Raw genomic sequence first — 21,528 nt, 5'->3', positions numbered from 1 at the left:
CATCGCATCCATGAATTGTAAAGGCGTATCGATTGTTTTGTCATTACTACTATGTAGCCAGATTACATTCGCGCAACGTAAAACCGCCGTAACCCTACATGTAGATTTTTCTTTCCTCGATACCAAAATAAAAAGCTGGGTCGACAGTGGTTATTACAAGGGGGCTGGTATTGCGCTGGTTCAAAACAACCAGTTGATCCATAAAAAGTATTTTGGCAATTACAAACCTGAAACAGTTGTCTTCATTGCATCGGCTGGTAAATGGCTGGCAGCTGCTGCCATTGCTGCGGTTGTTGATGAAGGAAAGTTGCATTGGGATGATAAAGTAAATAAGTGGCTGCCTGAGTTTACAGATATTAAAGGAGAAACAACGCTGGTGCAATTGTTTTCTCATACGGCTGGTTATCCTGATTATCAACCGGCAGGTGCACCCATTGATATTTACCAGGACCTTGCCACATCGGTTGCCCAGATTGTAAACTTACCCGCTGATACCTTGCCCGGAACAAGATTTAAATATGGTGGCCTGTCGATGCAGGTAGCAGGCCGAATGGCTGAACTGGCTACAGGAAAAAGCTGGGAAAATATTTTTCAGGAGAAGATAGCTATTCCATTGCATATGCCATCGACCCATTTTACGCCGGTAGATTCGTCGGGCGGGCATGCCCCCATGTTAGGTGGCGGTGCGCGCAGTACGCTCAACGATTACCTGAATTTTCTGTCCATGATCTATAACCGCGGTGTATATAATGGTAAAAGGATCTTGTCGGAACAGGCGGTGCGCACTATGCAGGCGAACCAGGTGCTTACGGCGGATGCATCCCGGGAAAGATTTATTGCAAATATCCGCACCCGCGCAGGAAACGATATATACGGTTTGGGCGAATGGCGCGAAGAAGTGAATGAGAAAGGGGAGGCAACGTTGATCAGCAGTCCATCCTGGGCCGGCGCTTATCCCTGGATAGATTATGAACACCATCTCTATGGATTTTTTATTACGCATATAACGGGTTATAAAAATGGGTTCTCTTCATTCTATGCCAGTCCGGTATTGCCCTTGCTGGTGCGGGATGCATTAGAAGATGCTTACAATCCGGCGGTAAAAAGTGGTTTTGTGCCGGTGAAAGCAGGTAAATTATTTTATGAAGAACTCGGACAGGGCGAACCGTTGATCTTTATTCATGGCCATTCGTTCGATCATTATGAATGGGACCCGCAGTTCTATTTCTTCTCAAAAAAATACCGCGTAATACGGTATGACGTAAGGGGATATGGCCGTTCTTCCATGCCTGCTGAATTCTCTAACACTTCGCATGCAGATGACCTGGCTGCATTGATGGATGCGTTGAAGATTAAAAAGGCACATATAGTAGGATTATCGATGGGTGGTTTTATTGGCCTCGATTTTCTGGTAACGCATCAGAACAGAGTCAAATCGGTTACATTAGCCAGTGGCGATGTATGGATGGGCTCACCCGGGCCGGCTGTTCCCTGGACGCAGGAAGCCATTGCCACACGGCGAAAAGAAATAACAGAATTATACCGGAAGGGCATCGATTCATTCAAGCGGTTGTGGTTCAATGCGCTCACCATGAGGCAGGGAAGGCCCATTGAGCAACTTAGAAAACCGGTGTGGAATATGATCTATAAATGGGATGCCTGGCAACCTACACATATTGAACCAAGATTTTTGCTGGGCACATCGGTCGTAGACAAATTGAAAACAATGCAGGTAACAGTACCTGTATTGGTGTTGACTGGCGATGCCGATGCCCAACACAAGAGCAAGGTGCTGGAACTGGTTCCATCTGCAGTGCAGGCAATTGTACCCAATGCGGGCCATGTAAGCAACCTGGAAAATGCAAATGGGTTTAATGAGGCGCTGACGAGGTGGTTGCAGCCAAAGCGGTAGTTCACATTTACTGGCCGGGCCCCGCTGTAGCATCGATCTTTTCTGCAATGCTATTGGCCAGCGGGTAGTAATTTTCAACAGGTAACAGGTCCTTTGCTAAATCTGTTTGTCCATTTTTTATCAATTGATAAATATGTTTGCATTGAGCGGTGATGTCTTCAATATCCGCAATCCATTCTGAAACATATTTTTCAACTGCGATCCCCCACAACCCGATCTGGATGGAGCGGTAGGGCAGGGGTTGTAAAAAAATATCTTTTTCGGGATCCCATTGAATACGCACCGGCGATCTTTTCAATGCATTTTGCCATTCTTTATTGGAGGAATGTCTGGTGTGATCGTAATGGGCCAGGCAGGAGTTCTCCAGCGCCCAGGCCAGGCCTTCGCGTTTTATTTTGATGGCCAGAATGCATTCCTGGTTTTCTTTGGTTGCCCAGCCCGACCGGTACATCATCCAAAGAAAGGATGGTTTTATCCAGGTCATTCTATCAATTTTAAATGGCGGGGAAATAAATTTTTTATGTTCAACTGCTGGTTGTGCAATTGCGTTGTTATACGCCTGGTAAACGGTTATGGTATTGTCGTCGTATTGGGCTCTGATTATTCTCTTGCTCAAGGTTATATAATTATTCGTTACAAAATTATTAACTGTTTTCGCTTTACCAAATCTGCACACTTACTGTCGGGAATGACACGCGTATTGCCAAATATGCGCACTTATCAGTTGGCATTATGAAAATGCGGGCCATGAAATATATCTTCGTTCTAATGAAGGTGCAATGGTCCCGAAGCATAAAGATCTGGACGCTCATTACCCATGGGTTGATCATTTCCACCCCCATTTGAACATTTTTCTACCTTTTTGACCGATTTGTATACTTTTTTACAGCTTCGGAAATTTACTTTAGCCTTTACTTTGCAGTTGCCAATAAGGCATCTTGCATATGAAAAAAAGAAGTTTTGTTCTTTATCCATTAGCGGTTTGCTTACTAATGAGTATGGGCGCAATTGCGCAGAACGGGAAATTTCCTTTTCAGAATTACAAGCTTTCCTTTGAAGAACGGGTCAATGATCTGGTAAGCCGCATGACATTGGAAGAAAAGGTGTCGCAAATGCTGAATGCCGCCCCCGCCATTCCACGGCTCGAAATACCTGCTTACGACTGGTGGAACGAAACCCTGCATGGAGTGGCAAGAACTCCCTACAATGTCACCGTTTATCCGCAGGCGATTGCCATGGCAGCCACTTTCGATACGGCGGCCCTTTTTAAAATGGCCGATTTTTCAGCATTGGAAGGAAGGGTGATCTTCAATAAAGCAGTGGCAGCCGGTAAAACAAATGCCCGTTACCTCGGACTTACCTATTGGACGCCCAACATAAACATCTTCCGTGATCCCCGCTGGGGGCGCGGACAGGAAACTTATGGCGAGGATCCTTTTCTCACCGCCACACTCGGCGATGCATTTGTACGTGGCCTGCAAGGCAACGATCCCAAATACCTGAAAGCAGCCGCTTGTGCAAAACATTATGCCGTTCACAGCGGTCCCGAGCCCTCACGCCATGTATTCAATGCCGATGTAACACCCTATGATCTGTGGGATACTTACCTGCCGGCATTCAGAAAACTGGTGGTAGACTCAAAAGTAATCGGCGTCATGTGCGCCTATAACGCCTTTAGAACACAACCCTGTTGCGCCAGCGATCTGCTGATGACAGATATTCTGCGCAACCAATGGAATTTTAAGGGCTATGTGACTTCAGATTGCTGGGCTATTGATGACTTCTTTAAAAACCACAAAACGCACCCTGATGCAGAATCTGCCTCCGCCGATGCCGTGTTTCATGGCACCGACCTCGACTGCGGAACCGATGCCTATAAAGCATTGGTGCAGGCAGTAAAAGATAAAAAGATCACAGAGCAGCAAATTGATGTTTCTGTAAAGCGGCTTTTTCTCGTACGATTCAAACTGGGCATGTTTGATCCGCCATCTATGGTGAAGTATGCGCAAACCCCGGCTTCTGAACTGGATGCGCCAGTACATGGCCAACACGCCTTGCAAATGGCCCGTGAATCAATTGTGTTATTGAAAAATACAAATAATATCCTGCCACTGGCAAAGAACGGGAAGAAGATCGCGGTATTGGGGCCGAATGCCAATAATGTGATCGCGCAATTGGGCAATTATAACGGAACGCCTTCCAAACTTACCACTGTTTTTCAGGGAATAAAAGATAAGGTAGGCGCAACAACACAGGTAGTGTATGAAAAGGCGATTAATTTCACCAATAATAATATTCTCGCCTATATCGATATCAGTAAGGCCTGTTCCATTGACGGGAAACCTGGGTTCAAAGCAACTTATTATAATAACAGGGAACTTAATGGCGAGCCTGTAGCAACGGTATTTGAACAACGGTTAGATCATAACTGGCAGGAAGGAGAAAATGTTGTTGAAAATCTCAGGGCCAATAATTTTTCAGCGCGCTATGTTACCGACTTCAAGCCTACAGAAAGCGGCGCCATTACTTTTGAATTGGAAGCAGATGATGGTGTACGGTTCACCATCAATGGAAATACAGTATTCGATTCCTGGACAAGAAAGCAAAGGAATATTGCAACCTATAAATTAACAACGGCAAAAGATTCTGTTTATCACCTGGTATTGGAATACTGGCAGGGCGAAGGAAAAGCAACCCTGAAATTGAATACAGGACAAGCCGTAGAAACGGACCCTGATGCCCTGGCAAAGAAATACAGTGATGCAGACGTGTTCATTTTCGCCGGTGGCATTTCACCGCAACTGGAAGGTGAAGAAATGAAAGTAAGCGACCCTGGTTTCAATGGCGGTGACCGCACTACTATCCTATTGCCGGCAGCACAAACCGCATTGATGAAAGCCTTGCATGCAACCGGCAAACCCGTCATTTTTGTAATGATGACCGGCAGCGCCATTGCAACGCCATGGGAATCAGAAAATATTCCTGCCATTGTAAATGCCTGGTATGGCGGACAGGCAGCTGGTACCGCTATTGCGGATGTACTTTTTGGCGATTACAATCCATCAGGGCGACTGCCGGTTACTTTCTACAAAAGCGATAGCGATCTGTCGGCTTTCGAAGAATATTCCATGAAGAACCGAACGTACCGGTATTTTACCGGAAAGCCATTGTATGGTTTTGGCTATGGACTTAGTTATACAACATTCCGGTACGACAAGCTCGAATTGCCTGCAGTGGCGCCGGTTGGCAAGGCTGTTTCTGTTTCAGTGCAGGTAACCAATACCGGAAAAAAGGAAGGCGATGAAGTTGTTCAATTGTATATAATAAATGAGAATACAGCGATCACAACGCCGCTAAAAGCCCTGAAAGGATTTCAACGGATTACATTGAAACCCGGGCAAAGCAGGCTGGTTACCTTTACTGTAAAGGGGGAAGACCTTACTTATGTAGATGCAAATGGTAAACGCCAACCCCTGAAAGGAAAGGTAAAAATATGTGTCGGTGGAAACCAGCCCGATGAAGCCAACCCCGTAAGCGGAAATGTGGTGAAGAAGACGGTTTTGCTTCAATAATATTTTGACAGGAAATTTTGTCTGAATAAAGATCCGCATAATTATTATATGCGGGTTTTTACTTTTATTTCGTATAAATACTGAATACAGCGAATGTTCCACACATAATGTATTAGTTTTCATTCACATCAAATTGTCCCATTCAGCGAGGAATTATTCACCAGCGCCCGTGTATTCAATGTGTCAAAATATTCTGCCGTTCAATGGTGCCGGAGTATTTAATTTTTACAATTAAGAATGTACATTAGCGACCTGTTTTTCCGGAAAACAGGCTTGACAATAAAAAACAATACAATCTTATGGCCAAAGAAATCATTGCAAAAGAAAACCCAGTGACAGACGCATTAAAAAAACTCAAAGAAGAAGAACTCGAATTGATGGCAAAACTAAAACCACTCCAGGAAGCTATCAGTGCCCTTGAGAAAATTCTTGACAAATCTGCAAAGAAATCAAAACCGGCTAAAGAAAGTGCCAGCGAAATGTTTGCTGAAGAAAGTGCAGCAGCATCAGAAGAAACGCCAGAAGCGCTAAATTAACCGGGAAAAGCTATTTATCGCTTTGAAGTTGCAGGGTATGGAAATGCCCTGCAATTTTTTTATATATACGTTCTTAAACTAACGTTAAAACACCTTACCTGTAAGAAAGGCCTTTCTTTTTTCATTAATTTTTTGTAATCTCGGAACCGAGAATGGAATGTCTCTACTGGTGACAAGCCGTTTACCGTTATTGACAACTTTTATACGACCATGCATAAACAAATAACTTCACTATTTCTTGTGGGCATATTATCTGGATTATTTTCGCTATTCGGGTGTGCACAAAAAAAGCATTCAGCTACAAAAGCCATAAAAGCTACAAAACGGGATACAGCTTTTGTTGCATACTATCCAACAGATCACAAACTATCAAAAGAAGAGCGGAAAAGCTTTTCCAACAAATTCCTTAAACTGAAAGGTGTACCCATTTTAGAGGGCCTTCCATTTGTGGAAGATTATACAGAAGCTAAATTCAGAGACGAAAAGGAAGTTGCAAAGAAGGCTGTTGTACTTTATGGGTTAATATACGTAGCGCATGAAGAAAAAACTGCAAAAGAAATGATTGAGTATTTTAAAAAATACAATCTATGGAACGCAGTTTCACCAGAGGAAAGACAATATTTAGAACTTAAAAATAAAACACCAAAGGACAATAACCCTGTCTCCTGGCGTATTGAAAATCTAAATGTTCTACTTTGGGCATTAGGTAATTTTGAGAAGTTATCTTTTCCTGCAACGATATGTGATTTTAGTGAGTACAAAAATTTACCAGATCTTGAAACCGATCCAACAGAATGGATCTCAAATTCAAAGCTGCGCAACACGGAAGACATTTTAAATGAAACTGACCTTATTTACAGAATACATTGGGCTACAAGAGACGCTGACTTAAATGGGAAACCAATACCAGCTGGTTTAAATGAGGATATAATAATGGAGAGGCATTTTGCTTTAAATTGGTTAACAATGTATGCAAAGGCTTGGGACGACATTACAACTGATACATAATAGATAAGGCAGCCACTCAACCCTCGAATTTCCCGGAACCGGAGGCTGTAACAGATTCAGGCTGCGGCGTACAAATAAAGAAAAACTAACCTATTCTAACGCGTCATGACTTTTGATTTTTATCAACAGTATAAGGATTATTCTACTACTGACTTACTGAAAATAGTAAAGCGGCCGGCAGAATATCAGCCGGCGGCGGTTGAAGCTGCAACGCAGCTCTTAAGTGAGCGACCCGTAACTTCGGAAGAAATGCAGTTTGTTGATCAATATTTTCAGGACCTTGAAGACTCGGCAAAAGCTAAAAAGGAAAAAATTGACGCACTAAAGAACGAGGCGACCGATTTGCTTGAACCTATTTTACAACCAGGCGAAAACGTAGAGCCACCCCCCGCTCATAAACAACAATTTCATTTTTTGATCTTTGGGTCAGGAATTTATTGCCATGCAACTCTATTTTCCCTTTTCATAGTGCGCCAGGTTGTTAAAGTTTCTGTCCCATAAAAGCAGCAGGTGAAGGCTAAGTTTGTACAACGTTACCTGTTTTGCTTTCCCTGACCATAGTCAAAACTTGAAATTTATAAATGGGATTGTTCTTTTACCAATTTTGTTAAGAAGTCCTATTTGAAGAACTTTTCCTTCCTGGCAACGGTTCAACAAACCTATCTGTACACCTTTTCCTGTTGTTGTTTTGTTGCGGAATCCGGCTATTAATACGCCCTTGAAACTATAATGATGGTTAAAAAGACCTGCAATGGACAGGCCTTTCATTGAATGAGATAAATTAATTATCGCTGAAACATTCACTCCATTGCTTTTTACCCTTGGTGTAACAGAACCAAGTACCAATCCATTAAAGGCACTTTTTAAAGTATCTGCTTCAGGATATAAATTCCTGCTATCAAAGTCTGTACGGGGATATGATGAACTTTTGGGGTTATCGTAGTAAGCAAACAAAAATACGAATAGAGCAAAAATGGGGTCCGAGGGCGATGCGGAAATAGAAAGCCCATTGATGTTAAGTATTGTTGCTCCATGCCAGCGCACCGGTTGTAACCCAATAGCAAGGCCGTTGATGGTAGTGTTCCTTGAGATGGGAGTTGTAAAAATAACATTTCTTATTTTAGGCGCCGAAGTGTCGGGCTTGTATATTGGGAAACACTGTCCATTTACCAGCCAGGGTGTCAGAAATATAAGTAAAAGTAACAGGCAGGTTAGCAGGGTACGGGGCCATGCAGGCAGTTGTTTGGGTTTGATAGGATTTTTCATGGCAGGGATGGGTAGTTGTATTTTATTGGGTACTTCTTTTAAGATATAGTTGCCCTATACTTTTATCCCTACGCTATCAATGGTTTATATTTGATGCCCCGGTTGCTCACCTCGAAGGTCATCCTGACAATTAACTGTATTGAGAACATTTGCAGGGGCCTAAGATATAAAAAATAATGAGTACTTGTATGCTGGCTGGTATTTCGAACAATTACAATTGTTTATAGTTATATATCTTTTTTTTAACCCTCCGGGTGGGTGATAATTCGCCTGGCAGGGTATCAACAAATGAGCATGGTAATGAAAAATGGAAAAAGTAACTGATCTCATCCTTATAAACAGTCTTAAATGTGATAGTAATGAAGCTTTTGCGGCTTTGTACGCAAACTATTTCCCGTTTGTACAGGCTTATGTAACCAGGAATTCCGGAAACCTGGAAGATGCGGAAGATGTTTTTCAGGATACAATGGTTATTCTGTTGCAAAAAATAAATCAGAAGGACTTTAAGTTGACTTCCTCCCTTAAAACGTACTTTATTGCCATCGCAAAGAATCAATGGTTAAAGCGTTCAAGAGACAACAGGCTTTTGCCGGTAGAAAGCATTGAAAAATACCAGCCCGGCACAGATGTTTTCCCGATTGAGATCAGGCCCGAAAAGACAAACGAGGAAAAAATGAATTCATGGCTGAGTAAGATTACAGAGAACTGCCAGCGCATATTAAAGGCTCTTTTCTTCTACAGAGAGTCCATTGAAATAATCTCCAAAAGAATGGGTTGGAAGAACAAACACACTGCAGCCAATCAAAAATACAAATGTATTGAACAGGTAAGAAGGGAAAGGCTACGGTCAGAGAAATGTGAATGGTAGCGGGTGATTTTATTTTTGAGTTGGTATAAATAGCAAATCAACTTAAAAATGAATAATGTAAGACAAAAGGAATTGGAAGGCAACGGTGCCAGCTGTCCTATAATCCCGGCAAAACTTCCCTGGTATAAAAAGGTTTGCCAGTGTTTTTTCCGCTTCGGCGCCTGCCCTTTATGTATAATAAAGAGTTGTGCATATAGTATACGCAGGTATTTTCGGAAACCCTGACCAAACTACCCCCCTTTTTAGGTCAATAGCCCCCACTTCGTTTTTTAGGATGAATAATATTTTTGATGGCATTTGCCATTTGAAAAAATTATACAATCCCAACTATGAAGTTAAAAATTAACCACAGGCAACAATGCTTTCTACACAAGGTATTGGTATCGCTAACGATTGTTCTTGCCCTTCAGGATCTTGCCCGGGCACAAACCTTTGTCCATCCCGGTGGCCTGCATACACAGGCCGATCTTGACCGGATGAAATCAAAAGTAGCCGCCAGCACGCATCCCTGGATCGATGACTGGAACCTTTTGATCACCGATTCAAAAGCACAAAATACCTACGGCGCTGCGCCACGGGCGAATATGGGTGCGAACCGGCAGCGGGCCGATGCCGATGCTCATGCTGCTTATCTGAATGCGATACGCTGGTATATTTCCGGCGACACTACGTTTGCAGAATGCGCCAAACGGAATTTGGACGGTTGGAGCGCTGCAGTAAACCAGGTGCCTACCGGCACCGATATCCCTGGTTTAATGGGAATTGCGGTTATGGATTTTGCGCTGGCTGCTGAAGTGCTGCGCATTTATCCCCATTGGGCTGATACCAGCTTTACCCGCTTCAAGACTATGATGAATACGTACCTGTATCCCGTGTGCCACGATTTTCTCACCAATCACAACGGCACCTGCGGCACTCATTATTTCGCCAACTGGGATGCCTGTAATGTGGGCGCTTTGATTTCAATGGGTGTTTTACTGGATGATACAGCCAAGTTCAATGAAGGGGTTACCTATTACAAATCAGGGGTAGGAAATGGTAACATCATGAACGCGGTGACTTACATTCATCCTAACGGAATGGGCCAATGGCAGGAGAGTGGCCGCGACCAGGCGCATGCCATGCTGGGATTAGGGTTTTTAGCGTATGCCTGCCAGGTAGCCTATAACCAGGGTATTGACATCTTTAGTTATAGTAGCAATCGCCTGCTGGCAGGTGCCGAGTATAATGCGGCATATAATTTATGGAAATGGGTTCCGTATGAACCGTACGTAAACTGTGATGGCTGGAATTTATTTTATCCTGCCATAAACGGGCATGGACATTTGGATAATAAACCCATTTTTGAACTGCTTTACAATCATTATGCTGTTCTTAAAGGCTTATCGGCGCCGAATGTAAAATCCGCCGCTCAAATAGTACGTCCTGAGGTGGGCGATTTAGATCATTTGGGATATGGTACACTTACATTTACACTGGATGCTACTGCATCGCCGTATCCACCGTCACCGGTGGCGCCGGTTCCAACGGGAGTAACTGCAATACCCGGTATGGCAAGGGTATTTTTAAAATGGGCATCGAGTGGTGTCACTGCTCAGGGTTACAATGTGCTGCGGGCTACAACAAGCGGCGGTCCTTATACAACAATTGCCAGCTGGACGAAGAACACCTATGCTGAATACACCGATGAAAATGTTACCGCGGGCACAACATATTATTATGTTATTCAGTCCATTAATCAATCAGGCACAAGCGCCAATTCAACGCAGGTAAGCGCCACACCGGTTACCACCACCACATTGCCATCGGGCTGGGCGCGTCAGGATATTGGTACGGTAAGCGCTGCAGGCAGTGCCGGTTTTGCCAATGTGGGCGACAGCACTTTTATTGTAAGTGGCTCGGGAACCGGAATAGGTGGAACTGCCGATTCTTACAGTTACGCTTATACCAATGTGAGTGGTGATGTTACTATTACAGCCCGTATGTACGATATTACCGGAACACTTCTGAGAACAGGTCTTCTCATTCGTGAATCGTTAAATGCCAATGCAGCGGCAGTAGCCGTAACGCTCGGTGAGTCGGGCTGGCGGTATTCCAGATTCGGAGCAAGAACGGCTACGGGCGGCTCAATGGGGTGGAATGATGGAAATCAGTTTACCTGGACGCCCGTTTGGTTTCGCCTGCAACGGTCGGGTAATACCTTCACTGCTTATCAATCGTTAGATGGAGCAGCATGGTTTCAGATAGGAACAACAACCATTACAATGGCCACTAGTTACTATATTGGCCTCGCTGCCTGTTCGGGCAGCTCAACCGGAGCTATCGATAGCACCCATTTTGATAATGTAAGTCTGATAGCAGGAACGCCGCAGCCAATACCGAACGGCCTCTATAAGATCGTTGCAAAGCACAGTGCCAAAGTGCTGGATGTATATAATAATGGTACTGCCAATGGCACCAATGTACAACAATATACCTGGAACGATTGTTCCTGTCAAAAATGGACGGTAACATATACCGGCAGTGGTAAGTATTCGATTGTCGGACTTTCGAGTGGAAAATATTTGGATGTAGCTGGTGTTTCAACGGCCGATGGCGCCAACATTCAGATCTGGCAATCAACCGGTGGCGATAACCAACGGTTTAGTTTTACCCCAACGAGCGAAGGTTATTATCGCATAACACCTGTTCACAGCGGTAAAGCAGTTGATGTAAATGCAGGCTCCACTGCCGATGGCGCCAATGTTCAACAATGGACCTACCTGGGTGGCGACAATCAGCAATGGATGTTAGTGCCGGTTACTGCATCAACCACGCAGGGAACAAGGATCGCAACAGAGCCAACAGCAACCATTCCGGTTCAGGAAATGGCGTCTAATGAAGTGATTATTTATCCAAATCCGACAATAACACAATTGACTGTAAAGCTTGCAAGTGAGTTTGAGAATGGAGCTACAGCAACCCTGACTGATGTAACCGGTCGTGTATTGAAGTGTTTTCCGGTATCCGGAAAGCAATATGTGCTGAAGTTAAGCGATATACCCAGCGGTGTATATTTTATCAAGGTCAGCAACAATACAAAAAGCGTAACGAAGAAGTTTATCAAAAAATAGCAGGAAGATACCAGAGAGCGAAAAGAGGGGCGAAAGTCCCTCTTTTGCTGTTAATGGAAGATCGACTTTTTGCAGATTGAAATTTCGAAGAACGTGTTGGGAGTTGTTTTTGGAAAATTGACAGCTTTTGTGGCAAAGTTGAGAATAATATCATCCAATAAAACTCAAAACATAATCACCTTCCTCTTTCTTTTTTGTCAATTCGGTACAAGGTAGCGGTTTGTCCCATAACTCGTTTAATGTTTTGAAATATACAATGCCCCCTGTATTGGCAAGGGGGCATTGAAGTATACATTGCCAACAATAGTTATTTTATGCTTTCAATGTCTTTACTTTTTAGGTTATAACTAAGAGGAACATAATTTCGGTAAATAATCTTTTTTTGCTGCAGGTCGTATATGGTTATGAATTTATCGGTAGAGCTTTTTACGTACTCAAATAAAAGCCTGCCCTTTTTACTTATTTGAAAAAGGTCGAATAATTCTTCATCGGTACAGAGCCTGTATTTATAATGATAACCGTCAAAAATGGTTTCAGGTTTTTCTTTCTCTTTTCCTGATAAAGCGTTGAAGCTCATCAGTAATGTTTTTGGCACATACAAGGTATCGTTGGATAAGATACTTGAGAGGTCTTTGTCCTTAATTTCAGTGTAATGTTCTGGTTTAAAACTTTTTTCCAGGTTTGAAGATACAGCTTCCAGCTGCGCTTTTAAAAGTATAGGGCTCCAGTTGTAAAAAGCCCCTTTAGTATATAAATTTTCAACTACCTCTTCCGATCTACCTCCACCCATATTAAGAGTTTCCGTATTGGGGTATAATTCAATGCGGCATAAACCCGTTGAAATAATATTTCCTTTTTTGGTCACTTCTTTGAACAGACGCAGATTTATATAATAATGTGTATTGCTGGTGTATTTGGATTCTTTAGTAAATCCTTCGATGATGAAATAGGAGTATTTTGGATTAGAAGCATATTTGTCAAATTTGCTAATATCATCAAAGACCAACGGCGTTAACTTCCAGCCATCAGTAACTGCCTGTTTAATGAGGTCAATCTCTGATTTCTGTTGTTTGGAATAAAAGAATACGGTGGTTGTTGCCTTTAATTGAGCCATAACTTCGTCGCTAAATTTTTGACTCGAAATGGCTGCCCTTATATCAGCGTACTGGGCTATTGAAGTTACAGAACATAAAATTGCGAGATAAAGGGCGAAAAATTTTCTTTGCATAGCTGGTTTTGAAAGGTTTGTTTTCAAATTGATGAGAACGTTAGGGGGAAAGATAGAGAAAAGTTTGAATTCTTACGAGGTTTCCTTATCTCGATAGGTTTGTCAGGCAGAACAAAAAGGACGAGATTGAGTCATCTTGCTTAAACGGCTTTAATGTTCAAAACCTGGTTAAAATCAATGATTTATTACGGTGAGTCGGACTACTAACCTCGGAGGTCACCTTAGAACTTGAGGGAATCGAAGGTGGAGAAAAATTGAATGTGCTTTGAAAGAAATATGAAGATGTGTTAAGTTACAAATAATGGCTTTTTGTATTTATCTTGAAGTTTTTATCCTTTGATTTTAATAACGTCTTTATGAAAATCGCCTTCAGATTATTTCTTTTCGTAAATTTTCTATTTTGGCTATCAGCTTGTATTCGAACTGATAAAAGCAGTAGGAATAGCAATGGCACAAATAATACAGCCGATAGCGGAACAGCAAACCAGGTAACAGACAGCGTTATTACTACCCGGGTTGTTCAGACCACACTTCAGGATTGCAAAAAATTGGATGGAAGTATTTTCCGGTTTAAAGAGCGGGAGGACCTTTCTGATTTGCCTGAAAATGCAAAAATACCAGATAGTGTCCATTACACCGTAATATTTCGTTGTGAAAATGATTCATTGAAGGCTGTAATGTTTGGCCCTGATCCTGAAGGTGAACATGGTTTGTTTTATTTTAAGGAAGATCTCGATAGCGTTTATACAAATAATGGTTTTATATCTTTCAGCCTGGTTGAGCATGAATTATATTTGAAACCCTATACGTTGAATAATTATAATAAAGGTATTAAGTATGAAGTTAGAGGAGGAAGCAACGAAAGGCAGTTATTTAGGGGTAAATTGGCCGGTGATTCAATTGTATTTACATGTAATTCTGATCCTGGGGGAATGTGTTACAGTGATACAATGGTTTTCAGAAAAATTAATTCCATCAAATAAGGTGAGTAAGTTAGGCTTACCTAAGTTGAATCTCACTAACTCTGAGACAGCTTGGAAAAAATGCAATGAAAGCATTTTAGCCTGCCATTGTTGATACTCATGGATTGTCAACCGTCACAAATGTTCCTCTTAAAGCGGATCGTTCATTTTCGGCTTATAATATATACAGAATGGATACTCATTACCGATCCTGTTGAGATAGCTGATCTTTTCTTCAGTTAGACGCCCAGCAGGGCTTATTAAATCTTCAGCTTGATTTGAGTGTACAATATCATTGGGGTATCCTTTTGTAATAGGAGGTAATTCCAATGAATGAGGATGACTCGTCGCCGTTGATTCTTTCATACAAATTAATTAGAATGCAAAATTACCATTGCAGGATAACGACTTCAAATACCTGCAAGGCCAAATGAGCTTAGTAAGCAATTCTTTTAAATAACATAGGTAATACACTTTACACATTAATACAATGCCAGATAAGCCGATAAGAAAAGTAAGGAAGGTTATTGCAACTATCACCTTGAAGCGGTTGTATGAGCAGGTAATTCTTTGTCAAAGGGTGTCAACCACAAACAAAAAACCCGTACAAAATCAAGATTTTATACGGGCTTAATGCTTTTCGTTACTTTCAATTAAACGTGTGAGAGTGGTCTCGCCCAGAATCGAACTGGGATATCAAGTTCCGGAGACTTGCGTACTATCCATTGTACTACGAGACCAGTTGTCGCGAATAGGCAATCGTAAACGGTCAAATTTGCTCAATCGGCCTGTCTGCCATTTATAAACCGAAAGCCCAATCGGGCGGCAAATCTACATCAAAATTGCGAATTCTCCTCAGCATTGACAATTAAAGCGATATTAATGAAAAAAAGCCCCCGAAGGAGCTTTTTCCCAAAAAAACGGTTCCAAATACCTAACGCGGCAGCGTGATCTGCTGGGTTCTGCTCCCCACCGTCAGGGTAGCCTGGTTATCGCAGGTGCCATCGCCATAATTTATAGATCCGGAAATAACATTATATGTGAACGTCTGCACGCCCGAAACTATGTTTTTGCAGCTCATACTCTTCACGAGCGGGCTCGTAATGCTTACCGTCAGGCTTTTGCCGGCCGATGAACTGCTGGTAAAACCACCCGTCCAGGAAAATACGTCATCCGAAATGGTCGCCGTTCCAATACCGCCGGTTTGGGCCAGGGTATGCGTACCACTGTAATTAAACCAGGTGCTGCCGTCGGGCCAGGTGATCTTGCCACCGCTTACCGCAGTCGTGTAATTAATACCGTTGCCACTGCCCGAATTGGTGGTAATGGAATAAGTGCCTTCTACATGATAATTGTTTACATAATAATTACTGAAAGTAACCGATGCGGTGCTACCGCTTTTCCGGATCTTTCCACTGAGCGTAGCAATGATCTTTCCCTTCCGGGTAATGCCATTGGAACTTACACAACCGGTTCCAAAATCAATCGTCATGGTTTTGGGAAAGGTAGTGGTATCGGCAGGGGACAGGGTCACTGTAGCACAGGTTTCTACCCGGCCATTTACGCTGTTGTTTTCTCCTTCGGTGGTTATTACGTCAAAAGCGTCATCGTACAAACTTTGAGAAACACTGCCGCCTGAAGCCAGGGATACCGTAGTGTCGGTGTCACTGTTGTCTTTATTGTCTTTGCGGCAGGCCGATAAGGCGATCAATGCAACCAGGGCTATACTTCCATAAGTCTTCATCGCATTCAATTGTTGTTTCATTGTGGTCGTTTAATAATTTTAAGGGATTGTTTTACTTCTAACAGCTTACAGACCCGGATATTTTCCCGGGGTTTCATGCCGCAGCAGGTAATTTCAATGAACGGCCGGTTTGTTTCAGTGAAATGCATATGGACTTGTTTGGGCCCCACGGTTTTGTAAATTTGGAAATGGAGTTAACCCGCCGTAACTGGTTTTTATCGTTTGCTGTTCTTACTCAGATCGTATTCTGGCTGGTGACTTTTTTCCTGGTTTATTATGTATCTGTTGTCAATTATCAACCTCATGATGCGGTGACCCGTTTTCTGTTGATTGCGGCCTGTCACCTCACCAACTTTTATGTTTGCTATAGTTTCCTCGTGCCCCGGTATTATGAAAAAGGACACCGGCTGGCGGCCTTTGCCGGTTTATTGATGCTGCTGATCGTGCTCACCCCGCTTAGGAATTTGATTGAACACCATTTTATTGCCAGCTCACTTGATTTCAGAGACCGCTTCTTTAATGGCCGCAACCGCAGGGGTACCGTCCTGTTTTCTGAGCTCTTTATTGCTGCCGTAGCCTCTTTACTTCGACTCGCGGTTAGTAATGAGGAAAAACAAACGAAAATGGCGGCGCTCGAAAACCTGCATCTGCAAACTGAACTGCGTTTTCTCAAAGCGCAAATGAACCCGCATTTTTTGTTTAACACCATAAACAATATTTATTCGCTTACGCTGTTAAAGTCTGATAAAGCCTCCACAGCCCTGATGAAATTATCAGGCCTGTTGCGGTATATGTTGTATGAGAGTTCTGGCAAGGTGACCCTGCAGCAGGAAATGGAAGCTTTGCGGGCCTATGTGGAGTTGTTCCAGTTACGGTTCGAACAAAAACTGGCCATTGAGATCATCTATGAAGTTAACCAGGCTGTTGAAATGGAATCCCTGTTGCTGATACCGTTACTTGAAAACGCCCTCAAACACTCTGGCATCGGCGTGCAGCCCGCTACTGTTTTTATGAAGCTATCAATGCCTGAAAAGAACAGGTTGGTGATATCAGTAAACAATACAAAGGCCAATCCGCCGGTGTTGCAGGATGCGGGTGGTATCGGCCTGGTCAATATTCAAAAGCGATTACAACTGGTATACCCCCTTAAACATACACTGATCATTGATGAAAATGACCGGTCTTTTTCAATAACCCTTTCCATCCTTATTGCATGAGTATATCCTGCATAATTGTCGACGATGAATACCTGGCCATTAAAGTGCTGTCGGCATATGCTTCCAACATTCCGGCATTACAGGTAATAAAAACCTTTACCGATTCCCGTGCTGCCGTTGATTTTATTCAGCAACAACCGGTCGACCTTATCCTGCTCGATATTCAAATGCCGTATGTCAGCGGTTTCGATCTGGTTAAAGCGGTTCCAGCCGAAACCATGGTGATCTTTACCACCGCGCGGCACGACTATGCCGTTCAGGCGTATGAGCTGGATGTGCTGGATTATCTTGTAAAACCAATTGCGCAGGAACGGTTCGAAAAAGCTATTCAGAAGGCGCTTGAGTATCGCCAGTACCGGAAAGTTTGGAATGAACAACAGCAGGCGGCCAGGAATTTTTTAATGATCAAAGCCGATTACCGCATCGTTAAACTGCTTTTTGAAGAAATTGAATATATAGAAGGGTTAAACGAATATGTAAAGATCTATTCCCGCGAAAGAACATATACCACCCTGGCTGCATTAAAAGCACTGGAAGGCGAACTGCCCGCCGGAAAATTCATCCGCATTCATAAAAGTTATATCGTTGCCCTCTCGGCCATTGACCAGTTTAACAGCAAAACCATACAGCTGCACAATGGTAAGGAACTGCCGGTTGGCCGTTCGTACAAAGACAATTTTATGGGGAAAATGAAAGGTTGACGCAGCGCCGTGCCGACCTATCTTTTAAAACTACTGGGCTTGTGCTGCTCTTTTTCAGTAGTGATATTATGCAGGGCTTCATAACGAAATCCTGCCGGTGTGGCCTGCAGCTGCATTACACAGCCATAATGAATTTTAAAAGCGCCAAATGAATCAACCAATGGTGTTTGCGTAATATGCGCCAGAATGCTTCTTATAACGCCGCCATGCGTTACGATCGCTACGGGTTTTGATGCGTTGATGATCCTGGTAAAACATTGCGTTACGCGGCTGTGCATTTGCACATAGCTTTCGCCACCGGGTATGCATACGTTCACAAAATCTTTCATCCAGGGATCAATCACCTCCTGCGGAATAGCATCCCAATGTATGCCTTCCCATTCACCGCAAGCCAGCTCCATGAGATCGGGTTCAAGGGATATGGTATGAACGGGAAATAAATAACTGGCCAGTTTATGACAACGGATGAGCGGACTGCTATACACCTGCTCAATGTCTGCAGGCAGCGCATGTTGTATTTGCTCAGCTTCTGATTCAAAAGTATCTGTTACATCAATATTCAGCTGCCCGTAACAAACGCCTTTTTCAATGAGTGGGGTGGTATGTCGAATAAGATAGATTGACATGGGGCAAATTTCGGGATTTCTGATTTAGAGATTTTGGGATTTTTTAAATCCCAAAATCTCTAAATCAGAAATCAACAATCAAATTATATAGCGCCAGATAATGATCATACATAAATAAAAACACAACTCGCTTACCTGCTGAATAGCCCCAAGGCAATCGCCGGTATAACCCCCGATCCATTTTTTAAAATATTTGGCAAGGCTGAAGGCCGCATATACTACTGTTATAATCGCCAGCAGAAATTGCCAGCTCATAAAGGCGAAAGGGACCAGGGCTGGAATAGCAGCAACCAGTAAAGCCCCAATAGTTGGTTTGCGGGTGGCCACCGGTTTTGATTTACTGCCATCGGGGTCGCTCACATAATCATAAAACCGCATCACCAGCACGGGCATCAACCGGCTTACGCTATGGGCTGCAATGAGCGTGAGTAAAAAGTACCGGTAATTGTAGAAAATATTCAGAGAAGGGTTTTGAAGATCGGGCGTGAATTTGGGCAGCTCTTTCAATAATAGAAATTTACAGAACAGAATGGCGATCATGCCTATTACGCCATAGGAACCCAGGCGGCTGTCTTTCATGATCAGCAGGATCTTTTCTTTTGTCCAGCCACCGCCAAATGCGTCACACACATCGGCAAACCCATCTTCATGAAATGCGCCGGTTGTTAAGATGCCGGCAATAATAGAGGCTGCAATGGCAATATCTTCGCTGATGTACTTATTAAAGACGAGGAAGGGGAACCCGCTGATGGCGGCTACTATCCAGCCTATCAGGGGAAAATATTTTACCGACCGTTCCAGGTAATCGGGCGAATGATCGGCAAAACGCGGCACTGGTAGCCGCGTAAGGAACATCATGGCCGTAAAAAATATGCGCAGCTCTTTTTTCATGAATGAATTTATTCTTTATTGCTTACACCGGCGCTTTCAAAGCTGGCCATTTCATTCAGAAAATTTACCGCCGATTGTATCATGGGTATGGCCAGTGCTGCTCCTGTTCCTTCGCCCAAACGCATCCCCAGGCTTAATAAAGGGGCAACACCTAAATGCCGCAATATCTTTTCATGGCCGGCTTCATGACTGGTATGTGCAAAAATGCAATGATCGATCAACGTAGTAAATTCTGAAACCAATGACTTATGCTTCTCAGCCATAAAAATGGCATTGGCGATGAGCAGGGCAGCGGTGGTAATAAAGCCATCCACTACTATGATCATTTTTTGTTTTACTGCTTCCAGGTAGGCGCCGGCCATCATGGCAATCTCGAAACCGCCTACGCGCGCCAATAATTCAATAGGCTGTTGACTCAACTTGTTCAATGCATGCTTTTCATACACCTGTTGCAGGGTATCGATCTTTTTCTGCAACTGATCATTGTCTAAACCAGCGCCCCGGCCGGTAAACTCAACAACCGGTAACCCCGCGATCGCGCTCATGATCAATGTGGCAGAAGATGTATTGCCAATGCCCATTTCGCCAAAGCCGATGCAGTTGCATCCCGAAGCCGCGATCTGATTGACGATCGATCTTCCTTTTTCAATGGCCTGAATGGCTTCGTACGTACTCATCGCTGGTTCTTCCAGATAATTTTTTGTTCCATAACCGATCTTGGCATTGATAACATCAACAGGGTTCGATGTAAAATCAAAGTTTACACCTGCGTCCACTACCTGCAGTGTTAGTCGATGCTGCCGGCAAAATACATTGATGGCTGCGCCGCCATGCACAAAGTTCAACACCATTTGGGCGGTTACTTCCTGCGGATATGCATTTACCAGTCCTGTTTTGGCAATGCCATGGTCACCGGCAAACACAATGATATGCGGTTGTTGAATGACGGGCTTTGTTGTTTGCTGTATCAGGCCTGTTTGCAGCGCTATTTCTTCCAGCCGGCCCAATGCGCCCAACGGTTTAGTTTTATGATCGATGATGTGTTGTAACTGTTGTTGTAAAGTAATAGACATGAAATTGGTTTAATTAATAGAGGTCGCAAAAATAAGATCCATATTTACAGCCGGGACGCTTTAATTACCATCGGTATCCCACTCACCATAAACACCACCTTACCGGCCTTTTCCGCAATATACTGATTCACCCAGCCCTGCAGGTCGGTAAATTTTCTGCCGATCTCTGTATCGGCGTGTGTGCCCATCCCAATTTCGTTGCTGATGATGATAAAGGTATTGGTAGTTGTATCCAGTTTATCTATTTCAGCCTGGCATTGTTGCAGGCTGCTTTCAATATCATACTTGTTATCAGTAAAGAAATTGGTAAGCCATAAAGTAACACAATCCATCACGATCACTTTACCCGATAAAGCCAGGCCGCTGATATTTTTTTCTTCTTCAATACTCGTCCAGCGTTCGTCCCGTTCGTCCCGGTGACGTTGAATGCGTTTTTCAAAATCATCGTCCCAACGGCGGGCGGTGGCCAGGTAAACCGGGTTATTGCTCAATTGCAGCGCCAGTTGCTGGGCGTAACGGCTTTTGCCACTGCGGGCGCCACCGGTAATAAATATAAGGCCGCCAGAGAGTCCTTCACCTGTTATCATTAAACAAATATTTTTCTTTGAACAGTGTATACCGTTGTTTTAACTCCAGCAGGCAATTGCGGCAAAGACAATCGGTATAACGATCTTCAACAAATGCTTTTTCTTCAGTCGTTAAATTGATGCCATAGCACTGGCAATGTATTACATCGCCTACTTTACATTCAAAGGGAGCATGGCAACGCGGACAGGTTTTTTGTTCGTGCTTACACATAGGCCAATGTTTG

20 protein-coding genes and 1 tRNA gene are annotated in these 21,528 nt (G+C 43.3%); 10 read left to right on the top strand and 11 right to left on the bottom strand.

Features of this window, described 5'->3' with window-relative positions:
* Positions 1–10: 10 nt before the first annotated feature.
* Positions 11–1,912 carry an alpha/beta fold hydrolase gene (locus A3860_RS00310; protein ID WP_081144546.1) on the top strand — a complete coding sequence of 634 codons (1,902 nt, stop codon included), beginning with the start codon at positions 11–13 and terminating at the stop codon, positions 1,910–1,912.
* 7 nt (positions 1,913–1,919) lie between these two features.
* Here the strand turns inward: A3860_RS00310 and A3860_RS00305 are convergent, their stop codons facing one another.
* The gene (locus tag A3860_RS00305) at positions 1,920–2,528 is read right to left on the bottom strand and encodes a DUF4291 domain-containing protein (RefSeq protein ID WP_081145135.1); all 609 of its coding nucleotides are present in this window, start codon (positions 2,526–2,528) and stop codon (positions 1,920–1,922) included.
* Between the two features lie 328 nt (positions 2,529–2,856).
* On the opposite strand from A3860_RS00305, the gene A3860_RS00295 reads away from it, so the two are divergent.
* The 4 genes from A3860_RS00295 (at position 2,857) to A3860_RS00280 (ending at position 7,529) form a co-directional block, all read left to right on the top strand.
* Positions 2,857–5,484, top strand: coding sequence for a glycoside hydrolase family 3 C-terminal domain-containing protein (locus A3860_RS00295; protein WP_081144544.1), 2,628 nt, complete (start codon positions 2,857–2,859; stop codon positions 5,482–5,484).
* Between the two features lie 299 nt (positions 5,485–5,783).
* Positions 5,784–6,020, top strand: a complete 237-nt coding sequence (locus A3860_RS00290; RefSeq protein WP_081144543.1) for a hypothetical protein — start codon at positions 5,784–5,786, stop codon at positions 6,018–6,020.
* A 210-nt stretch (positions 6,021–6,230) separates the two neighbouring features.
* Positions 6,231–7,028 carry a DUF4272 domain-containing protein gene (locus tag A3860_RS00285; RefSeq protein ID WP_081144542.1) on the top strand — a complete coding sequence of 266 codons (798 nt, stop codon included), beginning with the start codon at positions 6,231–6,233 and terminating at the stop codon, positions 7,026–7,028.
* Between the two features lie 105 nt (positions 7,029–7,133).
* Entirely contained in the window at positions 7,134–7,529 is a 396-nt protein-coding gene (locus A3860_RS00280; RefSeq protein ID WP_081144541.1) for a hypothetical protein, read from the top strand.
* Between the two features lie 60 nt (positions 7,530–7,589).
* Here A3860_RS00280 and A3860_RS00275 read toward each other — a convergent pair whose 3' ends face one another.
* Positions 7,590–8,294, bottom strand: coding sequence for a hypothetical protein (locus A3860_RS00275; protein WP_081144540.1), 705 nt, complete (start codon positions 8,292–8,294; stop codon positions 7,590–7,592).
* A 307-nt stretch (positions 8,295–8,601) separates the two neighbouring features.
* Here A3860_RS00275 and A3860_RS00270 point away from each other — a divergent pair, with 307 nt between their 5' ends.
* Together A3860_RS00270 and A3860_RS00265 are read left to right on the top strand one after the other, a co-directional pair.
* Complete coding sequence (locus A3860_RS00270; RefSeq protein WP_081144539.1) at positions 8,602–9,162, top strand: RNA polymerase sigma factor; 561 nt, start codon at positions 8,602–8,604, stop codon at positions 9,160–9,162.
* 329 nt (positions 9,163–9,491) lie between these two features.
* Positions 9,492–12,275, top strand: coding sequence for an RICIN domain-containing protein (locus A3860_RS00265; protein WP_081144538.1), 2,784 nt, complete (start codon positions 9,492–9,494; stop codon positions 12,273–12,275).
* Between the two features lie 307 nt (positions 12,276–12,582).
* Here the strand turns inward: A3860_RS00265 and A3860_RS00260 are convergent, their stop codons facing one another.
* Positions 12,583–13,503, bottom strand: a complete 921-nt coding sequence (locus A3860_RS00260; protein WP_081144537.1) for a hypothetical protein — start codon at positions 13,501–13,503, stop codon at positions 12,583–12,585.
* A gap of 356 nt (positions 13,504–13,859) precedes the next feature.
* Between A3860_RS00260 and A3860_RS00255 the strand changes: the two genes are divergently transcribed.
* Positions 13,860–14,486: a hypothetical protein gene (locus A3860_RS00255; protein ID WP_081144536.1), complete on the top strand. Its 627-nt coding sequence runs from the start codon at positions 13,860–13,862 to the stop codon at positions 14,484–14,486.
* Between the two features lie 129 nt (positions 14,487–14,615).
* Here A3860_RS00255 and A3860_RS40385 read toward each other — a convergent pair whose 3' ends face one another.
* The 3 genes from A3860_RS40385 to A3860_RS00245 all read right to left on the bottom strand — a co-directional run bounded on the left by A3860_RS40385 (position 14,616) and on the right by A3860_RS00245 (position 16,230).
* Positions 14,616–14,831 (bottom strand): hypothetical protein, encoded by a 216-nt coding sequence (locus A3860_RS40385; RefSeq protein WP_143773873.1) that lies wholly within the window; start codon positions 14,829–14,831, stop codon positions 14,616–14,618.
* Positions 14,832–15,133: 302 nt separating this feature from the next.
* Positions 15,134–15,205: transfer RNA gene (locus A3860_RS00250), tRNA-Arg, on the bottom strand.
* Between the two features lie 194 nt (positions 15,206–15,399).
* The gene (locus A3860_RS00245; RefSeq protein ID WP_081144535.1) at positions 15,400–16,230 is read right to left on the bottom strand and encodes a hypothetical protein; all 831 of its coding nucleotides are present in this window, start codon (positions 16,228–16,230) and stop codon (positions 15,400–15,402) included.
* Positions 16,231–16,397: 167 nt separating this feature from the next.
* Between A3860_RS00245 and A3860_RS00240 the strand changes: the two genes are divergently transcribed.
* Positions 16,398–17,426 carry a sensor histidine kinase gene (locus tag A3860_RS00240; protein ID WP_158085104.1) on the top strand — a complete coding sequence of 343 codons (1,029 nt, stop codon included), beginning with the start codon at positions 16,398–16,400 and terminating at the stop codon, positions 17,424–17,426.
* Positions 17,423–18,127, top strand: a complete 705-nt coding sequence (locus tag A3860_RS00235) for a LytR/AlgR family response regulator transcription factor (RefSeq protein ID WP_081144533.1) — start codon at positions 17,423–17,425, stop codon at positions 18,125–18,127. The genes A3860_RS00240 and A3860_RS00235 overlap by 4 nt, the downstream gene beginning before the upstream one ends.
* A gap of 17 nt (positions 18,128–18,144) precedes the next feature.
* Here A3860_RS00235 and cobC read toward each other — a convergent pair whose 3' ends face one another.
* From cobC to A3860_RS00210, 5 genes are all read right to left on the bottom strand, one after another.
* Entirely contained in the window at positions 18,145–18,753 is a 609-nt protein-coding gene (gene cobC, locus A3860_RS00230) for an alpha-ribazole phosphatase (protein WP_081144532.1), read from the bottom strand.
* A gap of 78 nt (positions 18,754–18,831) precedes the next feature.
* Entirely contained in the window at positions 18,832–19,644 is an 813-nt protein-coding gene (locus tag A3860_RS00225; protein WP_081144531.1) for an adenosylcobinamide-GDP ribazoletransferase, read from the bottom strand.
* A gap of 8 nt (positions 19,645–19,652) precedes the next feature.
* The gene (gene cobT / locus A3860_RS00220; RefSeq protein WP_081144530.1) at positions 19,653–20,717 is read right to left on the bottom strand and encodes a nicotinate-nucleotide--dimethylbenzimidazole phosphoribosyltransferase; all 1,065 of its coding nucleotides are present in this window, start codon (positions 20,715–20,717) and stop codon (positions 19,653–19,655) included.
* A gap of 44 nt (positions 20,718–20,761) precedes the next feature.
* A complete protein-coding gene (locus A3860_RS00215) occupies positions 20,762–21,304 on the bottom strand; it encodes a bifunctional adenosylcobinamide kinase/adenosylcobinamide-phosphate guanylyltransferase (protein WP_081144529.1) in 543 nt (180 codons plus the stop codon).
* Positions 21,291–21,515, bottom strand: a complete 225-nt coding sequence (locus A3860_RS00210; protein ID WP_081144528.1) for a cysteine-rich CWC family protein — start codon at positions 21,513–21,515, stop codon at positions 21,291–21,293. The genes A3860_RS00215 and A3860_RS00210 overlap by 14 nt, the downstream gene beginning before the upstream one ends.
* Positions 21,516–21,528 lie beyond the last annotated feature (13 nt).

Source organism: Niastella vici, assembly GCF_002077945.1.
Classification (GTDB): domain Bacteria; phylum Bacteroidota; class Bacteroidia; order Chitinophagales; family Chitinophagaceae; genus Niastella; species Niastella vici.
This window is presented reverse-complemented; position numbering and strand designations above follow the sequence as displayed.

Excerpts from the sequence above, each read along its gene's own strand:
- A3860_RS00225 (WP_081144531.1), bottom strand. The coding sequence starts at position 19,644 with ATGAAAAAAGAGCTGCGCATATTTTTTACGGCCATGATGTTCCTTACG.
- A3860_RS00240 (WP_158085104.1), top strand. The coding sequence starts at position 16,398 with ATGGAGTTAACCCGCCGTAACTGGTTTTTATCGTTTGCTGTTCTTACT.
- A3860_RS00210 (WP_081144528.1), bottom strand. The coding sequence starts at position 21,515 with ATGTGTAAGCACGAACAAAAAACCTGTCCGCGTTGCCATGCTCCCTTT.
- A3860_RS00255 (WP_081144536.1), top strand. The coding sequence starts at position 13,860 with ATGAAAATCGCCTTCAGATTATTTCTTTTCGTAAATTTTCTATTTTGG.
- A3860_RS00280 (WP_081144541.1), top strand. The coding sequence starts at position 7,134 with ATGACTTTTGATTTTTATCAACAGTATAAGGATTATTCTACTACTGAC.
- A3860_RS00265 (WP_081144538.1), top strand. The coding sequence starts at position 9,492 with ATGAAGTTAAAAATTAACCACAGGCAACAATGCTTTCTACACAAGGTA.
- A3860_RS00285 (WP_081144542.1), top strand. The coding sequence starts at position 6,231 with ATGCATAAACAAATAACTTCACTATTTCTTGTGGGCATATTATCTGGA.
- A3860_RS40385 (WP_143773873.1), bottom strand. The coding sequence starts at position 14,831 with ATGAAAGAATCAACGGCGACGAGTCATCCTCATTCATTGGAATTACCT.
- A3860_RS00215 (WP_081144529.1), bottom strand. The coding sequence starts at position 21,304 with ATGATAACAGGTGAAGGACTCTCTGGCGGCCTTATATTTATTACCGGT.
- cobT (WP_081144530.1), bottom strand. The coding sequence starts at position 20,717 with ATGTCTATTACTTTACAACAACAGTTACAACACATCATCGATCATAAA.
- A3860_RS00275 (WP_081144540.1), bottom strand. The coding sequence starts at position 8,294 with ATGAAAAATCCTATCAAACCCAAACAACTGCCTGCATGGCCCCGTACC.
- cobC (WP_081144532.1), bottom strand. The coding sequence starts at position 18,753 with ATGTCAATCTATCTTATTCGACATACCACCCCACTCATTGAAAAAGGC.
- A3860_RS00245 (WP_081144535.1), bottom strand. The coding sequence starts at position 16,230 with ATGAAACAACAATTGAATGCGATGAAGACTTATGGAAGTATAGCCCTG.
- A3860_RS00270 (WP_081144539.1), top strand. The coding sequence starts at position 8,602 with ATGGAAAAAGTAACTGATCTCATCCTTATAAACAGTCTTAAATGTGAT.
- A3860_RS00295 (WP_081144544.1), top strand. The coding sequence starts at position 2,857 with ATGAAAAAAAGAAGTTTTGTTCTTTATCCATTAGCGGTTTGCTTACTA.
- A3860_RS00290 (WP_081144543.1), top strand. The coding sequence starts at position 5,784 with ATGGCCAAAGAAATCATTGCAAAAGAAAACCCAGTGACAGACGCATTA.
- A3860_RS00235 (WP_081144533.1), top strand. The coding sequence starts at position 17,423 with ATGAGTATATCCTGCATAATTGTCGACGATGAATACCTGGCCATTAAA.
- A3860_RS00310 (WP_081144546.1), top strand. The coding sequence starts at position 11 with ATGAATTGTAAAGGCGTATCGATTGTTTTGTCATTACTACTATGTAGC.
- A3860_RS00260 (WP_081144537.1), bottom strand. The coding sequence starts at position 13,503 with ATGCAAAGAAAATTTTTCGCCCTTTATCTCGCAATTTTATGTTCTGTA.